11 protein-coding genes and 3 tRNA genes are annotated in these 24,003 nt (G+C 46.4%); 13 read left to right on the forward strand and 1 reads right to left on the reverse strand.

Annotated features, from left to right (window positions below; translation table 11 throughout):
* Positions 1 to 22 precede the first annotated feature (22 nt).
* The 3 genes from PQG66_RS25070 (at position 23) to PQG66_RS25080 (ending at position 270) form a co-directional block, all read left to right on the forward strand.
* Positions 23 to 99: transfer RNA gene (locus PQG66_RS25070), tRNA-Arg, on the forward strand.
* Between the two features lie 15 nt (positions 100 to 114).
* Positions 115 to 188 (forward strand) — tRNA-Pro (locus PQG66_RS25075).
* Positions 189 to 199: 11 nt separating this feature from the next.
* A tRNA-Gly gene (locus PQG66_RS25080) sits at positions 200 to 270 on the forward strand.
* A gap of 249 nt (positions 271 to 519) precedes the next feature.
* Here PQG66_RS25080 and PQG66_RS25085 read toward each other — a convergent pair.
* Positions 520 to 876 (reverse strand): WGxxGxxG family protein, encoded by a 357-nt coding sequence (locus tag PQG66_RS25085; protein WP_272040578.1) that lies wholly within the window; start codon positions 874 to 876, stop codon positions 520 to 522.
* 587 nt (positions 877 to 1,463) lie between these two features.
* Between PQG66_RS25085 and ppc the strand changes: the two genes are divergently transcribed.
* From ppc to PQG66_RS25135, 10 genes are all read left to right on the forward strand, one after another.
* Positions 1,464 to 4,256: a phosphoenolpyruvate carboxylase gene (ppc, locus tag PQG66_RS25090; RefSeq protein ID WP_272040579.1), complete on the forward strand. Its 2,793-nt coding sequence runs from the start codon at positions 1,464 to 1,466 to the stop codon at positions 4,254 to 4,256.
* Between the two features lie 242 nt (positions 4,257 to 4,498).
* Positions 4,499 to 5,065 (forward strand): RNA polymerase sigma factor SigW, encoded by a 567-nt coding sequence (sigW, locus tag PQG66_RS25095; RefSeq protein ID WP_272040580.1) that lies wholly within the window; start codon positions 4,499 to 4,501, stop codon positions 5,063 to 5,065.
* Positions 5,066 to 5,201: 136 nt separating this feature from the next.
* Entirely contained in the window at positions 5,202 to 5,816 is a 615-nt protein-coding gene (locus PQG66_RS25100) for a zf-HC2 domain-containing protein (protein WP_272040581.1), read from the forward strand.
* Positions 5,817 to 6,101: 285 nt separating this feature from the next.
* Positions 6,102 to 6,941 (forward strand): diadenylate cyclase CdaA, encoded by an 840-nt coding sequence (gene cdaA, locus PQG66_RS25105; protein WP_272040582.1) that lies wholly within the window; start codon positions 6,102 to 6,104, stop codon positions 6,939 to 6,941.
* Positions 6,934 to 8,436 carry a CdaR family protein gene (locus PQG66_RS25110; protein ID WP_272040583.1) on the forward strand — a complete coding sequence of 501 codons (1,503 nt, stop codon included), beginning with the start codon at positions 6,934 to 6,936 and terminating at the stop codon, positions 8,434 to 8,436. Before cdaA ends, PQG66_RS25110 begins: the two co-directional genes overlap by 8 nt.
* A gap of 73 nt (positions 8,437 to 8,509) precedes the next feature.
* Complete coding sequence (gene glmM / locus PQG66_RS25115) at positions 8,510 to 9,850, forward strand: phosphoglucosamine mutase (protein WP_272040584.1); 1,341 nt, start codon at positions 8,510 to 8,512, stop codon at positions 9,848 to 9,850.
* 357 nt (positions 9,851 to 10,207) lie between these two features.
* Positions 10,208 to 10,453, forward strand: a complete 246-nt coding sequence (locus tag PQG66_RS25120; RefSeq protein WP_272040585.1) for a hypothetical protein — start codon at positions 10,208 to 10,210, stop codon at positions 10,451 to 10,453.
* A 157-nt stretch (positions 10,454 to 10,610) separates the two neighbouring features.
* Complete coding sequence (gene glmS, locus PQG66_RS25125; RefSeq protein WP_272040586.1) at positions 10,611 to 12,443, forward strand: glutamine--fructose-6-phosphate transaminase (isomerizing); 1,833 nt, start codon at positions 10,611 to 10,613, stop codon at positions 12,441 to 12,443.
* A gap of 842 nt (positions 12,444 to 13,285) precedes the next feature.
* On the forward strand, positions 13,286 to 14,569 hold the full coding sequence (gene ectB, locus PQG66_RS25130; protein ID WP_272040587.1) for a diaminobutyrate--2-oxoglutarate transaminase: 1,284 nt from the start codon (positions 13,286 to 13,288) through the stop codon (positions 14,567 to 14,569).
* Between the two features lie 706 nt (positions 14,570 to 15,275).
* A partial coding sequence (locus tag PQG66_RS25135; protein ID WP_272040588.1) for a non-ribosomal peptide synthetase occupies positions 15,276 to 24,003 on the forward strand: 8,728 nt, incomplete at its 3' end.

The following is a 24,003-nucleotide window of genomic DNA, read 5'->3' on the forward strand; positions in this document are numbered from 1 at the left end:
CCCGTCTTCCGCTCCAATATTTGCGCCCTTAGCTCAGCTGGATAGAGCGTTTGACTACGAATCAAAAGGCCGGGAGTTCGAATCTCTCAGGGCGCGCCATATTACCTTTCATATCGGGATGTAGCTCAGCTTGGTAGAGCACCTGGTTTGGGACCAGGGGGTCGCATGTTCAAATCGTGTCATCCCGATTTTGCTTTGTGCGGGTGTAGTTCAATGGTAGAACTTTAGCCTTCCAAGCTAATAGCGTGGGTTCGATTCCCATCACCCGCTTACGGATTAAGATCAAAGTCTCTGCATATAGCAGAGGCTTTTTGTTTTAGTCAGAAGAGAAAGCTTTCCAATGTGGCTGTAGTGTCCAGGAGGCGATCTGGCGCGTCGATCGCAACTTATGTATTCTAAGAGCCAAAACCTCTGTGCGGAGCCGCTACAGAGGTTTTGGCTGTCTTAGCTTCTATACGCTACGCTTGGTTATGACTAAGCGTGTAGCGAAGGATTTCTTTTTACAATGTGATCCTTATATTAACGCTCGTGATGATCTGTTGCTCTCTTACGCATACCGGCTAATCCTAACAGCCCCAGCAAGCCAAGCCATCCCCAGTTCGTTCCGTTGTCACGGTCTGTAGTGGCTGCGTTCGTACGAACGTTTTTTGTCCGGTAATCCCCATTGTTGCGGTAATTTCCGTTTGTACGATAGTTACCATCCATATTCGTGTTCAGGTTGTTGTTTGTTCGGTCCATGTAATTGCTGTTCTGATACGATTGGACACGTGTACCATTGGCGTCAGTACCGTTAGGCATGTAACCCTCTGCACCAGCAGAACCTGCCATTGCGGCAACCAGAAGCATTGAGGCAACAATTGTTGTGGCTTTTTTCATGAAGTGAATTCCTCCTTTTTCTTTGTACGAACTACCAAGTAATCTGCCCAAATTCGCAAGAACATTATGTAGCAGGAGGAGTGTTAACTTATGGAGGAACTAAAATGATAAGGAAAGGCAAATAATTGGTTAAAAAATACTAAAAACTCGAACATAAGTGTTAAAATTTTAAAATTTCATCTTTAATTTATTGCATCACTGTGGTAAAGTATACAAAAGCTTGCTTTGCCGGTCATGTTTCTTTGGAGCACTCTGCTATCAATGAATGGAAACTGAAGAACGGAATTTTCTAAATGTACACCTCAGTTCTATTCAAATTGACTGTATAATTATAAAGTTTTTAGAATAGGTATGAGGCGTCCGAATTGTGTTAAGTACATTAAGAATGTTTTAAGTGACAGTAAATGACCATTCATTAAAGCAGAATAAGAAAATGAATAAAAAAGCGTGTTTTTGTGCTGTAAATCGGGGATAATCCCCATTTTTTCTAGTATAAAAATAAAGATTTTCGTACCATTTTATTGTATGATGTTATGAAGGTGTTAAACACACGTGTACGAATGGAACGATCAGATGGGAGGATAAGCATGACTGAAACTATGGTAACCGCCAGCAAAAGCCAATCTAACAACCTGCTCCGGCGAGACGTGCGGTTCCTGGGCAATATACTGGGAGAAGTTCTTGTCCATCAAGGCGGCACGGAGCTTCTTGATATCGTTGAGAAGATTCGTGAAACGAGCAAATCATTGCGTGCAGAGTTTTTGCCGGAACTGTATGAAGAGTTCAAAACGATGATTAAGGAGTTAGACTCGGACAATCGACATCAAATTATTCGGGCTTTCGCTATTTATTTTCAATTAGTTAATATTGCTGAACAAAACCATCGGATTCGGCGTAAACGGGACTATGAGCGTTCTGCGGGAGATACTGTACAGCCAGGTTCAATTGAAAAAGCAGTACAAGACCTCAAAGAACGTGGCCTGTCCCATACCCAAGTAGAAGAGATTCTGGATGATTTATCTCTGGAACTCGTCATGACAGCTCATCCAACCGAGGCAATGCGCCGGGTTATTCTGGATATTCATAAACGGATTTCCGAAGATGTCATGCTGCTCGATAATCCTACGCTGACGTTGCGTGAACGTGAACAGCTGCGGGAGAAGCTACTTAATGAGGTTATTACTCTATGGCAGACAGACGAACTGCGTGATCGGAAACCTACTGTACTTGATGAAGTGCGTAACGGTATGTATTACTTTCATGAAACATTGTTTCATGTACTTCCAGACGTATATCAAGAGTTGGAACGCTGCTTGAATAAATATTATCCAGACCATGATTGGCATGTGCCGACGTATTTGCGTTTCGGTTCCTGGATTGGTGGAGACCGAGATGGAAATCCTTCGGTAACTTCAGATGTAACATGGCAGACGCTGCTCATGCAGCGCAAGCTCGCCTTGCGTGAGTATCAGCGGATTATGATTGAACTAATGGATCACCTCAGTTTCAGCACCAACATCATTCGTATCTCGGATGAGCTGGCGCAGTCAATTGAGCAGGATCGCAGCTGTGTTACTTTGAAAAAAGGGGACATTTGGCGTAATGAAAAAGAGCCTTATCGCATTAAACTGGCTTACATGATTGCCAAATTGAACAACGTTCTTGATGAGAACAAAGTAGGTCAGCCAGATCGTTATCATAATGCTCAAGAGCTGATAGACGATTTGTTAATTATTGACCGCAGTCTCCGTCACCATTTTGCTGACTATGTCGCTGACACAACCGTTCGCAAAATGATTCGTCAGGTTGAGCTGTTTGGTTTCCACACAGCAGCCTTAGATGTGCGTCAGCATAGCAAAGAGCATGAAAACGCGATGTCAGAAATTTTGGCTAAAATGAATATTGTAGATGATTATGCACGTCTAACAGAGGATGGAAAGATTGATCTGCTTGCTCGCTTGCTGGATGATCCAAGGCCTCTCACTTCTCCTTACCATCAATACACGGAAGGGACTAGAGAGTGTCTGGATGTATTCCGCACCATTAAACGTGCGCAGAATGAGTTCGGTACAAGTTGCATCACGAGTTACCTGATTAGTATGACGCAAGGGGCAAGTGATTTGCTTGAAGTGATGGTCTTTGCCAAAGAGGTTGGTCTATTCTCCAAAGGAGCAGATGGTGAGGTCAACTCTACATTACAGGCTGTTCCGCTCTTTGAGACGATTGATGACCTTCATGCAGCATCTGATATTATGCAGAGGTTGTTTAATCTACCTGTGTATCGTGCAAGTGTGAAAGGGCGTAACGAGCTTCATGAAATTATGCTCGGTTACTCTGACAGTAATAAAGATGGCGGAGTAGTTACTGCAAACTGGGAACTGCGTGTAGCGATGAATGCAATTACGGCTGTTGGCAATGAACATGGCGTCAAGCTGAAGTTCTTCCACGGACGTGGTGGTGCGCTTGGACGCGGCGGTATGCCGCTGAACCGCAGTATTCTGGCTCAACCGCCGCATACAATTGGTGGCGGGATCAAGATTACAGAGCAAGGCGAGGTTATTTCCTCTCGTTACTCTCTCCAGGGGATTGCTTACCGCAGTCTGGAACAGGCCACTTCCGCACTCATTACAGCAGCTCTTAACGGTCTGGAACCCCAAGAGTCAGCTTCTGAGCAGAAGTGGGATGAGATCATCAAGGAGATCTCACAAGTGTCATTAACGAAGTATCAGGATCTCATTTTCCGTGACCCCGACTTCTTCGCATTCTTCAAAGAATCTACACCACTTCCGGAGGTAGGTGAGCTTAACATTGGCTCACGTCCATCGAAGCGGAAAAATAGTGATAAGTTTGAGGACTTGCGTGCGATCCCATGGGTATTTGCTTGGACTCAAAGCCGTTACTTGCTTCCGGCATGGTATGCGGCAGGCACAGGGTTGCAAAGCTACTATCAGAACAAAGAAGAAAATCTGAACGTTCTGAAAGACATGTATAGCAACTTCCCGTTTTTCCGTACACTAATTGATACGGTACAGATGGCGATAGCCAAAGCGGATCTCGTCATAGCCAAGGAGTATTCGGCCATGACTTCCAATAAGGAGGCTCGTGATCGTATCTTCGGTCAGATCGAAGCTGAATTCAAGCTTACCAAAGAGCTTATCCTGAAAATTACGGGCGAGGCTGAAATTCTGGATGATGTACCTGTTATTCAGGAGTCGATTCGTTTACGTAACCCATACGTTGATCCACTATCCTACATGCAAGTACAGCTTCTAAGTGAGCTGCGAGACATGCGAGAACGTGGTGAAGATGATACAGAATTGCTTAGAGAAGTACTGCTAACCATCAACGGTATTGCAGCAGGATTACGTAACACGGGCTGATGCATAACCGGATCATTTACATGCTGAATGGTTCAGGAGATAAATCAATAAACATCTCACCTTTGCGGAGGCGAGATTAAACGGGACTCCTTAGGGAGTTCCCGTTTTTACTGTTTTTGGAGGATATTTGTCATACAGTCTTGATTTTTGACCAAAGTTGATTTACGATTTGATTGGTGAATTACAAGTGTGGACGGGTATTAGTAGACGGAAAACCCATCAGCATGTCTGGGGGAATAAGGGTGGACAATGTGGAGAACAGGCTTGTGAAACTGGTACTTAAGGGTGACCAGAGAGCCTTTGCGGAAATCGTTGAACTATATAAAGACAAGTTATTTCATTTGGCATATCGGATGCTGAGCAATCGTCATGAAGCAGAAGACGTTGTTCAGGAGACGTTTTTGCGTGTGTTTAGAAATATGGAAAAGTATGATCCAAACCAGAAGTTTTCAACCTGGATCTATCGGATTGCAACTAATCTGTGTATTGACCGGTTACGTAGAAAGAAACCTTCATTCTCCCTTGATGCCGAGATCAACGATCAGGAAGGGTCTGACGGTTACGCTATGCTTCCCAGTGATGATCGAACACCAGAGACCGAAGCTCTGCTTTCAGAAACACAGACTCTTATTCGTGAGGCTATAGACAGCTTACCTGCTAAGTACAAATCTGTTATGGTTTTAAGATACCTGCAGGATTTGTCATTGCAAGAAATCAGTGATGTCACAGGTATGCCTGTAACAACGATTAAGACAAGAGTACACCGGGGGCGTGATTTTCTACGCAAAAAACTGGAGTATAAACTATAAAAAAATGCATCCGAAATTTTGGGCGAATTATTTGAAACATATCTGAAGCGGGTGCGTATGTAATGTATGCAAGTCTTATGCTTCCTTTTTACAGGTTAGCATGGACCAAGTGTCTAAAGAAAGGATTGGCTCTCATATGGATTGCAACTCGGCCGTCTCTTTAATGCATGAATGTTTGGATGAGTCGTTGTCCCCGGAACATCAGGTTGAATTAAAAGGTCATCTGTTGAACTGTCCGGATTGTCGCATGCGCTTTAAAGAGTTGGAACAGACGGAAATGCTACTCTTTGCCATGAAACACTATTCACCGTCTGCCTCGGATGAGCTGACCAATCGAATTATGAATGCTCTGCCACAGCCCAAGAGACAGCAAGTATGGCTTAAATGGGTTAAAGGACATCCCGCGCTGACGGCGGCAGCCTTCTTTTTGGTCGTGATGCTCTTTAGCGCCTTCAATTTCTGGAATCAGAATAGTGAACTGGTCGTTAAAGGGAGCAGTCTGGATCAGCTCGTGATTCAAGGCAACACGGTTATTATTCCTGAAGGAAAGTCAGTTGCTGGCGATCTTACGATAGAGAATGGAAGCGCTCAGGTATACGGTGATGTGAATGGCAATCTGACGGTCATTGACGGACAACTGTTTCAAGCCTCAACAGCGCACATTTCAGGTCAGGTGAAAAGCATTGACCAAGCACTGGACTGGTTTTGGTACAAAATAACCAATATGGTAAATGAAGTGGCTTACCGCTAAATCACGGTATAACTTCTGGTATATACCAAGCAGGGTACCTCCGAATTGCGTGGGGTACTCTTTTTTTTTGGATTTTGAATATAGAAAGCGTGAAAATGAACTTATGCGAAGTTTGTGACTGGAGTAACTTGCAACCTGAGCGGTAACGTTATAACCTAGATAGTAAAGAGAACATACTACATATAGATAAACTTTATGTACATTCGTAGAAGGGATTACTAAAATCCTGAATGGTTAATATGAGATCATGGTTTACTCATCAATGGGGATAGCGGGGGCTGGCTTATGAATTATTTTGCTGACTTAACGTGGAAAGAGTCCATTAAGGACGTTATCGATATATTGATCGTTACCTATATTATGTACAAACTGATTTTGCTTGTGCGCGGTACACGTGCGGTTCAGCTTTTGAAAGGAATTCTTTTCCTTGTGTTGATCTGGGCTTTAAGCACATGGCTAAACTTGTATACACTCAAATGGCTGATGAACCAAATGTTTACTTTCGGAGTCGTTGCTGTGTTTATAATCTTCCAGCCTGAACTTCGCCGTGGTCTGGAGCAACTGGGTCGAGGCAAGTTATTCGGGCGTTCAGCTGCCGCGAGTGATGAAGAATTAACAACGTTAATTGGTGAAATTATTAAGTCCGTTAATTATTTATCCCGACGTAAAATTGGTGCGCTCGTCGTCTTTGAACGCGAAACAGGGTTGAATGACTACACGGAATCAGGAATCAAAATGCAATCTCTTGTTAGCTCAGAGTTGATGATTAACATTTTTATTCCAAACACACCGCTTCATGATGGCGCCGTTATTATCCAAGGGAAACAAATATCTGCAGCTGCTTGTTATCTACCATTATCCGAGAATCCATTTATCAGCAAAGAATTAGGGACACGTCATCGGGCGGCAATCGGAATAACTGAGGTGGCCGATGCAATCTGTCTGGTTGTTTCGGAGGAGACGGGACAAGTATCTCTGGCGATGAACGGACAGGTGGTTCGTGATATCAACGAAGAGTCCCTGATCGCCAAGTTGTATGAGGAATTGCGTCCAACCTCCAATCTGAGCAAAAAGAATGCATGGTCAACCTTCTGGAAACGGAAGGGGGGACGTAAAAATGGATAAATGGTTCAATAATAATACGTTTGCCAAAATACTTGCGCTAGCCGTAAGCTTGCTTCTCTGGTTTATGATTCATCTGGATGAAGTGCCAACAACACCAACAATTACAACAGGCATATCGAGCAAAGTCGTAGAGCGTACTGTGCCTGTTCAGCCGTATGGACTGGATAGTAACACGTATGTTCTGACGTCTCTTAGCATAGATGAGGTGAGGCTGCAGATCAAGGGACAGCGCTCAATGTTAACTTCCATTTTCACAAATGATGATTATAAGGTACTGGTCGATTTGAGCCAGGTTAAGGATGGTTCAAACACGTTACCACTTGTACCCGATCTGCCTTCTGGAGTTGAAGTGGTGAGTATGGAACCTTCCATGGTTACTGTGAATGTAGAAAAATTGGGCACCAAATCCTTTAACGTGAATATTGTACCCGAAGGAGAGCCTTCGGCAGGATATACGGCTGGAACGCCCGTTGTGGCACCTTCGTCTCTGGTTAAGGTAACTTTGCCTGAAGGCCAGCTTGACGCTGTGGCGAGTGTTCAGGGCAGTGTGAGCGTGACAGATGCGAAGGAAGATGTAATTCAGAAAAAAGTGAAACTACAGGCATATGATGCTGAGGGTAAAGTGATTGAGAATGCAATACTGTCTCCACAAACCGTAGAAGTTCGTGTTCCAGTCAATCAGCCCTATACAAAAGTGCCCTTGAGGATCAAATATTTAGGACAACTGCCAGAGGGACTGGTACTCTCCACCGTCGAGCCAAACGTGAAAGAGGTCTCGATTTATGGGAGTCAGGGAGTACTAGCGGGTATACAGTCCTACGACCAAGCTACCCTTGATCTTACACAGTTTACTCAGGCCGGTACGTCGACCGTTGACGTAGACTTGACGCCGCCTTCAGGTTCTGAGAAAATCGAGCCTAGTTCGATTCAAATTAAAGTAACTGTGTCTCCTTATGATGAAGTCGAGACCACAACCAAAGTTTTTCCTAACGTGCCGATTAATTTGGTTGGCTTAGGAAATGGGCTTGAAGGTGAGCTGGTTACTCCAAAAAGTGGAGGTTTGAACATTACACTAACTGGCTCTCGTATTATGCTTGAAGATTTAAATGTCGGTGACATTAAACTTACAGGCAATCTTAAAGGTCTTGGTGCAGGGACGCATGAAATCAAACTGGAAGCTGAGTTGCCCAGGTTCGCTAAGCTGGATGAGGCGTCTAATGATTTGAGCAGTACAGTAAGAATTAGCGAAAAGGCCGAAGAGACAACTGCTCCGCCAGAGCAAAATACGAATGAAGATAATCAGACTACTCCAGATCCATCACCGGCAGAAGTGGAAAATGGACAGCCAGGCACAGATCCTGTGGAAGAGCAAGATGAATCGAATACGGAACATCAGGATCAGAGTCAGCAGGGGAATGTACCAACAAATCGTGGCAGTGTAAACAATAATTTTAATACTAGTAATAATGGCAGTAAATCAGGCTCCAATCCGTAATATTTATTTTCAATCATATTCAAAAAATTATATTGATGCGCTTATATATGATGCATATAGAAGGAGTTAGATCATGGGTAAATATTTTGGTACAGACGGTGTTAGAGGAGTTGCCAACAAAGAGTTAACAGCGGAGCTAGCATACAGCATAGGACGATGTGGCGGATATGTGCTTGCAGGCGGTGTAGAAAGACCGAAGGTAGTCATTGGTATGGATACACGGATTTCTGGACTTATGTTGGAATCAGCGCTTGTTGCAGGACTTTTGTCTATTGGTGCAGATGTCATTCGTCTTGGAGTTGTGTCTACCCCGGGTGTTGCTTACATTACTCGTCTGCTCAAAGCCGATGCAGGTGTAATGATCTCAGCTTCCCACAATCCTGTAGAGGACAATGGGATTAAGTTTTTCGGTGGAGACGGCTTCAAGCTGTCGGATGAAACAGAGAACCGGATTGAAGAGTTGATGGATGCTGGAAAAGATGAGCTTCCACGCCCTGTTGGTGCAGGTCTTGGAACTGTGATGATGGATGAAGAATCTCGTTATCGTTATCTGGACTACCTGAAGACCACCGTATCCGAATCGTTCTCAGGCCTCAAAGTTGTACTTGACTGTGCCAATGGGGCGGCTTATGAGCTGGCGCCAAAATTGTTTAGTGAACTTGGTGCAGAAGTCATTGCTATTGGTGCAGAACCGAATGGTCTCAACATTAACGAGCAATGTGGTTCGACGCATCCAGAACACCTGAAACAAGAGGTCCTCAAACATCAAGCGGATCTTGGACTTGCTTTTGACGGGGATGCGGATCGCCTGATTGCTATTGATGAAACGGGAGCTGAAGTGGACGGAGACTTCATCCTGTGCATTTGTGGTGATGCGATGAATCGCGCAGGCAAGCTGAAAGACAGTACTGTGGTCTCTACGGTAATGAGTAACATCGGTTTCTATAAAGCAACAGAAAAGCTTGCTCTCAAAACGGCAAAAACAGCTGTAGGGGATCGCTACGTGATGGAAGAAATGCGTCGTGGCGGATATAACCTGGGCGGCGAGCAGTCAGGTCACGTTATTTTCCTGGATTATAATACTACTGGTGATGGTATGCTGACAGCGATTCAGTTGGTAGATACGTTGAAAGCATCAGGTAAAAAGCTCAGTGAGCTGAAAGCGATCATGACACAGTACCCTCAAGTACTGGTAAATGTCCGTGTTGAAGACAAGAGTAAATATGAAGGAAATGTTGCGATCAGTGAAGCCATTGCTGAGGTAGAAGAAAAGCTGGGGGATAACGGTCGTGTGCTGGTTCGTGCATCGGGTACGGAGTCCTTGATCCGCGTTATGGCGGAAGGCCCAGATAAGGATGAACTGGAGCAGTTTGTATCCCAGATTGCAGATGTTGTGCAAAAAGAACTGGTTTAGCTTAGTAAAAAGGCCTGTTCTAATGCGGCATAAGCGTGAATTTTCACAAGATTGATTTCTTAGCATATGGATATACAGAGGTTGATTTGATATTAAATGTTAACAAAGATGTATTGTTCCTACGTCCTGGCCGGATAAGACCATCGGTCTGATTATCTGGTCGGGAGCGTGGGTAAATATGCTGAAATTGTTACAGGTACTTTGCTCCATTGCAAAATGGACTCGAGGTGCATATAATGAGTGGAGTCGTTATTCAGATATAGAAAGTGAGGGTTGTAAGGTTACAGTTACACAAGCGCCAGAGCTTGGAGTTGCGCGGGGCGCATGTTGTTTATGTCTCTTTGCTAATGAGTAGACATGATCAACATGGACGGCAATCAAGCTGACGAGGTGGAGGTGTTCGGATTGTTCGGCGGGGACCTCCCGGTGATGCACCAGAGCCGTGAATCGGATTGCGGAAAATGGATGGGTAACTGTCCACACAACGTACCGATGGGTGCAGGAGTAGAATTAAAACTAAAAATGAATGTGCGTGTAGAGCATAAACAGTGCCCGGACGGGAAAATGATGTACATTCATGATTGCAATCGTAATAGAGCATGATTACAGCGGGATGGCTGAAGGCCACTCTGATCATTGAAAATTGAATAGAAAATGATATTCATGATACGTTAAGCAATCTATCATTTTCCAACACGTCCATAGCTGCCTGTTTCTCTTCCCGACACAGTATTCATATACAAACGGAGGAAACTAAACTATGTGCGGTATTGTTGGATATATTGGTAATAAGAACACTCAATCGGTATTGATCGAAGGACTGAAGAAACTCGAGTATCGTGGTTATGACTCTGCAGGTATCGCTGTATTTACACCACAAGGTCTGCAAATTACGAAAGCTCTTGGACGTTTGGCGAATCTTGAAGCAAAGCTGGAAGGTACACCTTTGGTAGGTAATGCCGGAATCGGACATACACGTTGGGCTACGCATGGTAAACCATCGGATGAGAACTCCCACCCACATACGGATGAGAGCCAAAAGTTCTCTGTAGTTCACAACGGTATTATCGAGAACTATCTGGAGCTGAAAGATGAGCTTATCTCTCAAGGTCACACGTTCACTTCCGAAACGGATACTGAAGTGATCTCACACCTGATTGCACGTGAATACGATGGCGATATCGTTAAAGCCGTACAAAAAGTGATCACGCTTATGCGTGGGGCGTTCGCGCTGGGAGTATTGACGGAGTATGAGCCTGAGAAGCTTGTTGCTGTGCGTCAAGCAAGTCCTCTGATTATCGGTATTGGTGAAGGGGAGAACTTCATTGGATCTGATATTCCTGCGATTTTGGAATATACACGTAATGTGTACATTCTGAATGACGGTGAGATGGCTGTGTTGACACATGATGCTGTCGAATTGATGACGATTGAGGGCAATTTTATTTCTCGGGAAATGATTCATGTCGATTGGGATGCGGTAACCGCAGAAAAAGGCGGATTTGAGCATTTCATGCTGAAAGAAATTCATGAGCAACCAAAGGCATATCGTGATACGATGCTGGGACGTATCGACAATGAAGGTAAAAAAGTTCAACTTCCTGAGCTCAAAATGACGGAAGAGCAAATTAAAAATATTCGTAACGTTCAGATTATTGCATGCGGTACGGCATACCATGCAGGTCTGGTTGGACGTACGGTAATTGAGCAAATGGTGCGTATTCCGGTTGAAACAGATGTTGCTTCAGAATATCGTTACCGTTCTCCGATTGTAAACAAGGACACACTTGTAATCGTAGTGAGCCAATCCGGTGAAACAGCAGATACACTGGCAGCACTGCGTGAAGCACAATCTAACGGGGCACATGTATTGGCAATTACTAACGTTGTAGGTAGCTCGATTGCACGTGACGCAGACGACGTGATTGCCACATTGGCTGGTCCTGAAATCGCGGTAGCTTCTACTAAAGCGTACACTTCCCAGTTGATTGCATTCTATCTGCTTGGTCTGTACCTTGCCCAAGTTCGTGGTACACAAACTCCAGAAGAGATCTCCTACACTTTGGCAGCAATGCAAGCACTGCCTGAGCAAGTGGAATCCATGCTGGAACAAGCAGATGCAATTAAAGGATATGCAGAGCAGATTTCCAAACATCAACATCTTTTCTTCATTGGCCGTGGTTTGGATTATGCGGTAGCTCAAGAAGGATCGCTGAAACTGAAAGAGATCTCTTATATCCACTCTGAGGCATATGCTGCAGGTGAGCTGAAACATGGTACACTTGCGTTGATCGAAGAGGGTATTCCAGTCATTGCTCTGGCAACACAAGAAAACGTGTTGGAGAAAACGGTAAGTAATATTAAAGAGGTGAAAGCACGTGGTGCAGACGTACTGGCGATCACGTACGAAGAGCATGTAGCTCCTTTGCTGAAATCCGTTGACCAAGCATTTGCGATACCTAAGACGCTGCCATTGCTTAGCCCTGCTCTGTCTGTTGTTGCTCTGCAATTGCTGGCTTATTATGCATCCTTGGCTCTGGGTCACGATGTCGATAAACCACGTAACTTGGCGAAAAGTGTAACAGTAGAGTAAAAGGTTTGGATTTGAAATAATTAAAATTTTAATTTTATCCCAGTATTAGTAGATTGTGAATTGAAACAAAAGTTGAATGGAAAAGTTGAATGATTAACATAAAAAAGGAGCCCGAGAGAGTGATGCGGGGCTCCTTTTTTTATGTTTTAAAAAAGAATATACATATGATATCAATACAGAATGACATTAATTATGAAGTAAATAGCCATTCACCACCTCTGATCAGGACGCACGCAAACGAAGTAGCGGGAGTGTCCTTTTTTTTATTTTTCGATAATACTTAACAACACGAGCTGAGGAGGAATAGAGTTCAACCAAGTTGATATTTGTACAGACAAAGGTCTCACACTTCGTATGACATCATCAGAACGTCATGTTAAATAATTGTAAAGAGCAAGGATTCGGAGCTCCGAGAGAGAATATGTAAAGGGAATATATACCATATATGCCATTGCCTCTAGGTTGCCGAAACGTATAGAAATTCTCTCTTTAGTGAAAATAAGCATGATATTTCCTCTTTATTCACTCATCTTTGCGCCAAATGTTAACATTTAATGTTCCGTAGAACTAATTTAACCAAAAATTACTATACAATCTATAGAATTTTGATATAATTCTACCTAGGTCGACTTTCCAATTATACTAAAAAATTGAATTGGAGGGTTTTAATACATACCTAAGCTAAGTGTGAGATACTAATCCACTGGCTACCCAGCAAGCCTGCATGCGATTTGACCGACAATTGTGGAAAATGACAGCCGAGAATGTGTTGCTCGATGAAGTCAACAGGTTGAGAAAGAATGAAGCTAACCTTATCCCAATTCCGATGGAGGATGAAGCGCATGAGCATTTTTGAAAAGCTGGAATCCAACGTAAGATCTTACTGCAGAAGCTTTCCGGTGGTATTCGACCGGGCCAAGGAAGACTTGTTATATTCTGAGAACGGAAGAGCATATATTGATTTTTTTGCTGGTGCTGGTGCACTAAATTATGGTCATAACAACGATTATATCAAGGATCGTATTCTCGATTACTTGACCTCCGACCGAATTATGCATGGTCTGGATATGTATACGATGGCCAAGCGTGAGTTCATCCAGACCTTCTCGGAGCGGATTCTGGAACCTAAAAAGTTGAATTACAAACTTCAGTTCTGTGGCCCGACGGGGACGAACGCAGTGGAAGCAGCTCTGAAGCTGGCACGCAAGGCGAAGAAGAGAACCGGGATATTTGCATTTATGGGTGGATTCCATGGTATGTCTCTCGGCAGCTTGTCGGCAACAAGCTCCAAATCCATGAGGGAAGGGGCCGGGCTTCCTCTGGACGGAGTTACATTTATGCCGCACCCGAGTGGGGCTTTCGCAGAAATGGATACACTCGGCTATATTGAGAATATCCTGAATGATTCACACTCTGGAATTGACAAGCCGGCTGCCATCCTACTTGAAACGGTACAAGCCGAAGGCGGAATTCATGTCGCTGATGCGCATTGGCTTCAAGGCTTGCAGCAGCTATGCCGCAAGCACGATATCCTGCTTATTACCGATGAGATTCAAGTCGGCTGTGGTCGTACAGGGGAATTCTTCTCCTTCGAACGTGCAGGGATCGAGCCGGATCTTGTTACTCTATCGAAGTCGATCAGTGGGTACGGCCTGCCTATGTCACTTCTGCTCCTAAAGCCTGAACTGGATCTCTGGGCGCCAGGCGAGCACAATGGTACTTTCCGTGGTAACCAGCTTGCTTTTGTGGCTGCCAAAGCTGCTCTTGAATTCCGGGATAACATCGCCTTGGAAACCCAAGTGAAGCAAAAGGAAGAATTTGTACGATCCTTCCTTGAGAAAGAAATCCAGCCTTTGCATCCATCGATCGCCATCAGAGGACTCGGCTTGATCTGGGGCATTGATGTATCGGGTATTACGAATGAAGCCGGAGCGAAGCAGATGACAGAGATCAGCTTCGAGAATGGGCTTATTATTGAAAGAGCTGGCAGAGGAGACCTTGTGCTGAAGATCATGCCTCCGTTGACCGTCTCCATGGAAAATCTGGTTGCCGGCTGCGATATTATCAAGTCTAGTATTCAGCAGGTGATCGCTCAGGAGACTGAAAGTTTGCTGGTCACAACCTAGACTTGGTTAAGCGGGCATCCACCCGGCAGGAAATGTAGAAGTTGTGGGATCGCACCAAGCTGATGTCACGATTACATTTTTACCTTACAGGAAGGTTTCTCACAAGCTAATCGAAATTGCGATTGCGGTACCTTAACCTTATGGTAGCCTAGGGAGATCAACGCAGATCTGAGGTGCTCTTTCTTTAAGTTTTACGAAAGTCCATGGTCAAACCTATTTCCAGCAAAAGATGACTACCCCGCAGCCAAATCTTAACTAATCCAGATTAGGGCTGCGGGGGAATAAACAAGTTGTACATAGAGCGTATCGCGTATCGTTACCCCTTAACATAGGCTTCGCCAACCAAGGCAGCTTCGGTGCAAAACCGAAGATGGAGCGGCTGATTTTATACTGGCCTACTCGAATGCTACAGAACATCTTACAACAATGGGAGCAACTTCCCTTGTCACCCCCACAACCAATTCCGATCCACAATATTAAACCTTAATCCAGCTTCGGCTTCTATCTAGAGAAAGTATGTCGAAGCATGGAACCAGAAGTCATATCACTTGTAGTGCACAAAAAAACTATATGAGAGTTTTAAGGTCAACTGCTAGGCAGAGATCGCCCGAATGGGTTCAGACGAAAGAGCAAAGCTGCGATTTTGTGCAAGCAGTCATTAATACATTGTCACATTTCGAAAAGGCGGGGAGCGTTACTACGGTATATGCTCTACCGGATTGCTTTTACCGATGAAGAGAGGGGAACGATCCAGGTGGCTTTTGAAAAAGAAACGTTATTTTGGAACGATAAACTCGGTAGTGATGATTATACTCTGACCCGGCTGCCTTACAGCAAAGCACCAAGCTCGTTGGCACCCATAATGAAGACTGTCCATGGTTCGCTTTCAGAGAAAGCGGCGCAGCGTGTCTTACAAATGAGCAAGGGAGCTCCGTTACCTGCTTTTATGATCTTGCTCGCTGGTGTTCAATCGCTCCTATATAAATATGCCGGTTCTTCTAATATTCTGGTGGGTATGCCGGTTGTACGGAAAAAGACGGAGAAGCGTCGTTCCGTTAATCATACAGTCATCTTAAAAAACTCGCTCCCGGCGGGTGCCACCTTTAAAACACTTCTGAGTGAACTAAGGACTTCACTCCCTGAAGCGATCCAGTATCAACATATCCCGTTCTTGAAAATGACAGAGAAGCTGGATCTGCAATATACAGACGGTGCACCCGTTATACACACGCTAGTATCCCTGAAAGAGCTTCACCTGGATGGAATCGGACAACACGTGGTGACGGATTGTTTCTTTGAATTTAGTTTAGCAGATGGTGCTGTACAACTAGCGCTCTCTTATAACGAGCAACTATATGATCCCGAATTCATGAGTAGGATTATTGGTCATCTAAGTCGTCTGCTAACGGTGGGACTTCACGAATTGGAGCTCGAGATCGTAGAGATTGATATGCTGTCTGAAGAGGAGAAATTTCAATTACTGCATCGTTTCAATGATACCGAGAAGCAATATGCCCATGATCGGACGATTCATGAGCTTGTGGAGGAGCAGGTGCAGCGGGTGCCCCAAGCGACGGCAGTTGTTTTTGAGGGGCAGAAGCTTACCTACGGGGAGCTGAACGAGCGGGCGAACCAGCTGGCGCGAACGTTACGATCCAAAGGCGTGTTGCCCAATCAGCTCGTCGGCTTGATGGTCAGAAGATCGCTGGAGACGATCATTGGCATTCTGGCAGTGCTCAAGGCTGGCGGTGCTTATGTACCCATCGATCCGGAATACCCGGAAGAGCGCATCAGCTACATTCTCGAGAACTCGAACGCGCAGCTGCTGCTGACCCAAAATGATTTGATACAGCAGGTCCCTTTCCATGGGACAGTATTGGCGCTGGATGAAGAGCAATCCTATAGCGATGATAATTCGAACCTAGAGCGGGTTAGTGGCCCGAATGACCTTGCTTATGTCATCTATACGTCAGGTACGACGGGCAAACCCAAAGGGGTCATGCTGGAGCATCGAGGTTTGGTGAGCTTGAAGTTAATGTTCGCAGACAGTCTAGGGATTACGGAGCATGATCGAATTGTTCAATTTGCCAGCCTGTCATTCGATGCTTCCTGCTGGGAAATGTTCAAAGCGCTCTATTTTGGTGCGACTTTGTACATTCCAACGGCCGAGACCATTCTTGACACTCGCCTGTTTGAGCGTTATATGAACGAGCATGCAATCACGGCAGCTATTTTGCCTCCGACGTATAGCGCATATTTGGACCCGGATCGCCTTCCAAGCTTGACGAAACTTATAACGGGAGGCTCGGCGGTATCGGCTGAATTCGTGCAGCAGTGGAAAACGAAGGTCCACTATTTTAATGCGTATGGTCCTACGGAAGCTTCCATTGTAACAATGCTTTGGGATGCTAATGAGGAGCAGCAGGATCATAAAGTGATTCCGATCGGACGACCGCTGGCCAATCACCAGATTTTTATTATGGATGCTCATCTGAAGCTTGTCCCCCCTGGAGTTGAAGGCGAGTTGTGTGTGGCAGGCGTGGGACTTGCGAGAGGTTACTTGAATCAGCCAGAGCTTACAGCCGAAAAATTTGTGGAACATCCGTTTGCCCCAGGAGAACGCCTTTACCGGACGGGAGATCTCGCTCGCTGGTTGCCAGACGGAAATATGGAGTACTTGGGACGGATTGACCATCAGGTAAAAATTCGTGGGTTCCGGATTGAAATCGGTGAGATTGAAGAGCAACTTCGCAAAATCAAGTCTGTGCAGGAAACGATTGTAGTTGCGCAGGAAGGTAAAAGCGGTCAAGAACTGTGCGCTTATCTGGTCGCGAGCTATCCGCTTACGCTGAGTGAAATTAGAAGCGCATTGGCACAAAAGTTGCCATCCTATATGATTCCGGCGCATTTTGTTCAGCTTCCACGGATGCCGCTGACGCCGAACGGCAAAATTGATCGCAAGGCTTTGCCTGCCTCGGAAGGAAACGCGCTGACTGGCAGCGTGTACGTAGCTCCCCGTAATGAAACGGAGCAGACACTTGCTGAAGTTTGGCAGGCAGTATTGAATGCTGATCGAGTTGGGGTAACGGATCATTTCTTCGAGCTTGGTGGAGATTCGATCAAGTCCATTCAAGTCTCTTCGCGGCTTCATCAAGCCGGGTACAAGCTGGAAATCCGGGATTTGTTTAAATATCCGACGATCTCACAGCTCAGCCTGCATGTGAAACCGGTTGGACGTTTCATTGATCAAAGCGAAATAACAGGAGATACAGTGCTGACACCAATTCAGCATTGGTTTTTCGAGAGCTCCTTTGTGGATTCACACCATTTCAATCAGTCGGTGATGCTGTACCGGAAGGAACGCTTCGATGAAGAAGCTGTAAGACATGTACTGCAAAAGCTGGTTGAGCATCATGATGCTTTGCGGATGGTATTTTATCAAACGGAACAAGGGATTAGAGCTCGGATTCGCGCGATTCAAGAAGGTGGGCTATTCACACTGGAGGTATTCGACTTCAAGGATACGAAGAATATCGAGCAGGTTGTGGAAGCGAAGGCAACGGACATTCAAGCAGGCATTGATCTGGGGAACGGACCTCTCGTGAAGGCAGGTCTGTTTCAATGTGCGGACGGCGATCATTTGCTGCTCGCTGTTCATCATGCCGTGGTGGATGGTGTGTCATGGCGTATTTTGATGGAGGATTTCGCGCTCGGTTACGAGCAGGCTGGGAAAAGCGAGGATATTCGTTTCCCGGCGAAGACAGATGCCTACCGTACTTGGTCCGAGCAGCTGGTCGCTTACGCAGAAAGCCCGGAGCTGGCGAAAGAACGATTATATTGGCAGGCCGTGGAACAGATTGAGGTTCCGGCTATACCGAAGGATATGGAGACGGGCGTTACAACGCAGCAGGACAGCGTATCACTATTCGTTCGTTTGACCCCCGAAGAAACAGATCAGTTGCTGAAGCAGGTTCACCGAGCCTATAACACCGACATGAACGATATTTTGATCACAGCACTCGGCATAGCTGTTCGCCAATGGACGGGACACGAAAGGGTGCGGATCAATCTCGAGGGACATGGACGCGAATCGATCGGAACGGAAATTGACATTACACGAACAGTCGGCTGGTTTACAACGAAGTTTCCGGTTGTCCTGGAACCAGAAACAGACCGAAATTTGGCATATCAGATTAAACAGGTTAAAGAAAGCTTACGCCGCATTCCGAACAAGGGGATTGGGTACGGCGTATGCCGTTATCTCTCCAAATCGGAGGATGGCATGGGTTGGGGCGCAGAGCCAGAAATTAATTTTAACTATCTCGGTCAGTTCGACGATGAGGTCCACCAAGATGAGATTGGCATATCTACTTATTCCAGCGGTAGCCCGGCCAGCGATCGGCAAGCCCGAAGCTTTGTGCTGGATATCAATGGTATGGTGCTTGACGGTGCTTTATCGCTCGATCTCAGCTATAGCCGCAAGCAGTATCGCAAGGAAACGATGGAAGCCTTCGGCCGGTACCTTGAGCAAAGTCTCCGAGAACTCATTACCCACTGCGCAGGTAAAGATAATATCGAATTGACGCCGAGTGATCTGCAGTATAAAGGCTTGACCATTACTGAATTGGAGCAAATCGTCCAGCGTTCAAACCATCTTGGGGAAATTGAAAATATTTACTCGCTTACGCCGATGCAGAAGGGGATGTGGTTCCACAGTGCACTTGATCGGAAAACGGGTGCTTACTTCGAGCAGACGCGCTTTACGATGCATGGAGCACTTGATGTCAAGTTATTCGAGAAGAGTTGGACAGAGCTTGCGAAACGTCATCTGGTGCTGCGGGCGAATTTTGTGAAAGGTCCTGCGGGTGAGCCATTGCAAATCATATACCGTGACAAGCCCGTCGCATTTGAATATGAAGAGCTGCTTCATTTGCAGGCGGACGAGAAACAAGCGGTTTTGGATAAGAGGGCTGAGGATGACAAGTTACGTGGCTTCGACATGGAGTGTGATGCGCTTGTTCGGGTTACGATTCTGCGTACTGCCAAACAAAGCTATCATGTGCTGTGGAGTTTTCAACATATTCTGATGGACGGTTGGTGTCTGCCGCAGCTGACGCAGGAGTTGTTTGAGACATATTCAGCTTTGGCATCCGGCAAAGAGATTGCTAGAGATACGGGTTCGGAATATGGTGCTTATATCGAGTGGTTGGATAAACAGGATGATCAGGCGGCACAAGACTATTGGACAACATTCCTGGAAGGTTATGAAGGGCAGATTGTACTTCCGGGTCAACAAGAAGCTGTACTGGACAGCAGGTTCATTGCTGATCATGTCACTGCAGAGCTTGGCAAGGACTTGAGTGAACGGATGGATCGGGTGGCGAAAGAGAGAGCGGTTACGGTCAATACGTTGCTCCAAGCTGCTTGGGGCGTGATGTTGCAAAAATATAACGGGACAAACGATGCCGTATTCGGCAGCGTTGTGGCTGGGAGACCTGCTGAAATTCCAGGCATTGAGTCGATGATCGGGCTGTTCATCAATACCGTGCCGATCCGCGTCACAAGTGATGCGGACACCTTGTTCTCGGATCTGATGGTGAAGCTCCAAGAAAGGGCACTGGATTCGGGGCGCTACGATTACTATCCCTTGTATGAAATTCAAGCCCGTAGCGTACAGAAGCAGAACCTGATTAACCACATCATTGCTTTTGAGAATTATCCGGTGGACGAGCAGATGGAGCAAGCGGGCGATCAGAAGCACGGCTACCTGACGATCACGGACGTTCAGATGGAAGAACAGACCAACTATAACTTCAATGTGACCGTGGTGCCGGGAGCCGAGATCGAAATCCGGTTTGACTATAACGCCGAAGTATTCGATAAAGATAGCATCGAGCGGCTAAAGGGGCACCTCGTGCATCTGCTGGAGCAGGTGACGGATAACCCAGAAATTACGGTGGCCGAGCTGGAACTTGTGACAGAGGCTGAAAAGGCGGAACTTCTCGGACGCTTTAACGACACCTCTAGGGAATTTCCACGTGCAAAAACGCTCGTTCAATTGTTTGAAGAGCAAGTGGATCGCATTCCAGATGCAGTAGCGATCTTCTTGAATGGGCAAGATCTGAACTATCGTGAGCTGAATAGACGTGTCAACCGCCTTGCCCGTACCTTGCGTAGCCACGGCATATCCAAAGGCCATCTTGTTGCTATTATGGCTGAGCGTTCCATTGAAATGGTGATTGGTATGCTGGCAGTACAAAAGGCCGGAGCGGGTTACGTACCGGTTGACCCGGAATATCCTGAGGAGCGTATTCGATTCTTGATTGAGGATTCGGGAGTACAGGTTATGTTGACCCAGAGTCATTTATGTGAACGTCTAGTGGATTCAGGCACTTTGATCTTACTGGATGACGAGACCTCCTATCATGAGCATGACACAAATCTGAATTTGGATATTGAAGCGACAGATCTCGCCTGCGTCATCTATACATCAGGTACAACGGGCAAACCGAAAGGGAACCTTGTCTCGCACCGTAACATCGTAAGGGTCGTACAAAGTACGAATTACATTAATATCACCGACCGGGATCATGTACTCCAGCTCTCAAGCTATTCGTTCGATGGAGCGATTTTCGATATTTACGGTGCTTTGACCAACGGGGCGCGATTAGTGCTAGTCCCTCGCGAGGCTTTGCTAGAGATCGGCTGGCTGGCGTCTATTATCCAACAAGAGCGCATCTCAGTCATGTTTATAACGACAGCCTTTTTCAACGTTCTTGTGGATGTGAACGCCGACTGCTTGCGGAATGTCCGGGCGATATTGTTTGGAGGAGAGCGTGTGTCGGTCGGCCATGTGCGTAAAGCGCTTGCCCATATCGGACCAGGCAGACTCATCCATATGTACGGCCCCACGGAAAGCACGGTTTATACTACGTATCTTCCGGTTGACTTCGTTGATGAGTCCGCAGCGACCGTACCCATTGGGCGTCCGATCAGCAATACAACGGTGTATATCGTCGATCGTCGGAACAAGCTGCTACCGATTGGTGTGGTTGGGGAGCTTTGTGTCGGCGGAGAAGGCTTGGTACGGGGCTACAATAATCGGCCAGAGCTGACAGCAGAGAAATTTGTGAAGAATCCGTTTATGCCAGGAGAGCGCATGTACCGAACAGGTGATTTGGCAAAATGGCTGCCGGACGGCACGATCGAATACGTGGGACGGACGGACGATCAAGTGAAAATTCGCGGCTTCCGCATAGAGCTGGGCGAGATCGAGGCTCAGCTTCAGAAAGTAAAGGGAATTCGGAAAACGACAGTACTCGCGCGGGAGCATGGCACGGGTGAGAAGCAGCTTTGCGCCTATTATGAAGCGGATTGCGAACTTTCGACAGTCGAGTTGAAGAGTATACTTTCCCGGGAACTGCCGTCCTATATGATCCCGGCATACCTGATCCAGTTGGAGAGGCTCCCGCTGACGACGAACGGTAAAGTCGACCGTCGGTCCCTTCCGGCACCGGAGGATAGCCTGCAGCCGGACGAAGAACTTGTTTTACCTCGTACTCCGCTGGAAGTCCGTCTGGCTGGAATTTGGCAAAGCGTGCTCGGAATGGAGCGCATCGGCATTCATGACAACTTCTTCGACCTGGGTGGTCATTCCCTACGGGCAACAACACTGGTGAGCAAGGTGCATCAGGAGCTGGGCGTTGAGCTGCCACTCCGTGACGTGTTCCGCTACTCGACACTCGAGGATATGGCACGGGCGATATCACGAATTGAAGTGCAGTCATTCTCGTCGATTCCGCTGGCAGACAGTAGAGCTTATTATCCACTTTCTTCTGCTCAAAAGCGGTTGTATATTTTGAGTCAGCTGGAAGGAGCCAATCAGAGCTACAATATGCCGGGTGTACTGCTGCTGGAAGGTTCGATTGACCGGAGTCTGCTGGAAGAGGCTTTCCGCGGACTGATCGCACGGCATGAAACGTTGCGAACCGGCTATGAGATTGTTGAAGGCGAAGCTGTACAGCGTATTCATGAGAGTGTTGAGTTTGCTGTTGAGCACCTTCATGCATGTGAGGAAGAAGCTCCTGAAATTGTGCAGGCATTCATACGGCCATTCGACCTAGCGAAACCTCCGTTGCTGCGAGCCAAGCTTGTGGAACTCACATCTGAACGTTATTTGTTGATGTTCGATATGCATCATATTATCTCAGACGGCATTTCGATGGAGGTGCTCGTTGAGGAATTGGTTCGTCTGTATAGCGGCGATCGATTAGAGCCTTTGCGCATTCAATATAAAGACTATGCAGTATGGCAGCAATCGGAAGAGCAAAAGGTGCAGTTGAAACGCGAGGAAGCATACTGGTTGGAGTGTTTCCAAGGTGAACTACCGGTTCTAGAAATGCCGACGGACTACCCTCGTCCTGCCATACAGAGCTATGAGGGTCAATCACTAACTTCTTATGTGGACGCGATAACGAACGAAGGCTTGAAGAAGCTGGCTGCTCAAAGCGGAGCAACGCTGTATATGGTCCTGCTTGCTGCTTATACCGTGCTTTTGCATAAATACACGGGTCAAGACGATGTGGTCGTTGGAACGTCAATTGCAGGCAGAACGCATGGAGACACGCAGCCTTTAATCGGAATGTTCGTCAATACGCTGGCGCTTCGCAATTATCCGTCTTCAGAGAAGACTTTCCTCATGTATTTGGAAGAAGTAAAAGAAACGACTTTAGGGGCCTACGAGCACCAGAATTACCCGTTCGAAGAGCTTGTCGACAAAGTGCAGGTCAGCCGAGATTTGAGTCGCAACCCGCTGTTTGACACAATGTTCTCCCTCCAAAACTTGGAGGACAAAAAGGTAGAGCTGGAAGGGCTGAAATTATCCCAATATCCTAGCGATTATGGTATGGCCAAGTTCGACCTGAGTATAGATGTTACAGAAGAAGATGGCGGCCTGGAGTGCATCTTTGAATTTGCAACAGCTCTTTATAAGGAGAGTACGATTCGACAGTTGTCCAATCATTTTGGACATTTGCTTGCGGCTATTGTAAGCCGTCCAGATGCGAAGATCTCCGAACTGAGCTTGTTAACATCGGCGGAAAAAGAGCAAATTCTTGGCATATTTAATCCAGCGCAGTCGGAAACAGAAGCTGTTCCAGCGGTTGCATTCCACCGCTTGTTCGAGGAACAAGCGGAACTCACACCGGAAGCAGAGGCTGTCGTGTACGAAAACGACCGGCTGACATACGCGAAGCTGAACGAACGCGCGAATCGCTTGGCGGCTACGCTACGTGCAAGTGGCATCGGCCGGGAAACCCTCGTCGGTATTCTCGCCGAGCGTTCGGTGGACTTGCTGGTCGCTGTGCTGGCGGTCTGGAAAGCGGGCGGAGCCTATGTCCCGCTTGACCCGGATTATCCGGCAGACCGCGTGCGCT

Source organism: Paenibacillus sp. JJ-100 (genome assembly GCF_948329825.1).
GTDB lineage: Bacteria > Bacillota > Bacilli > Paenibacillales > Paenibacillaceae > Paenibacillus.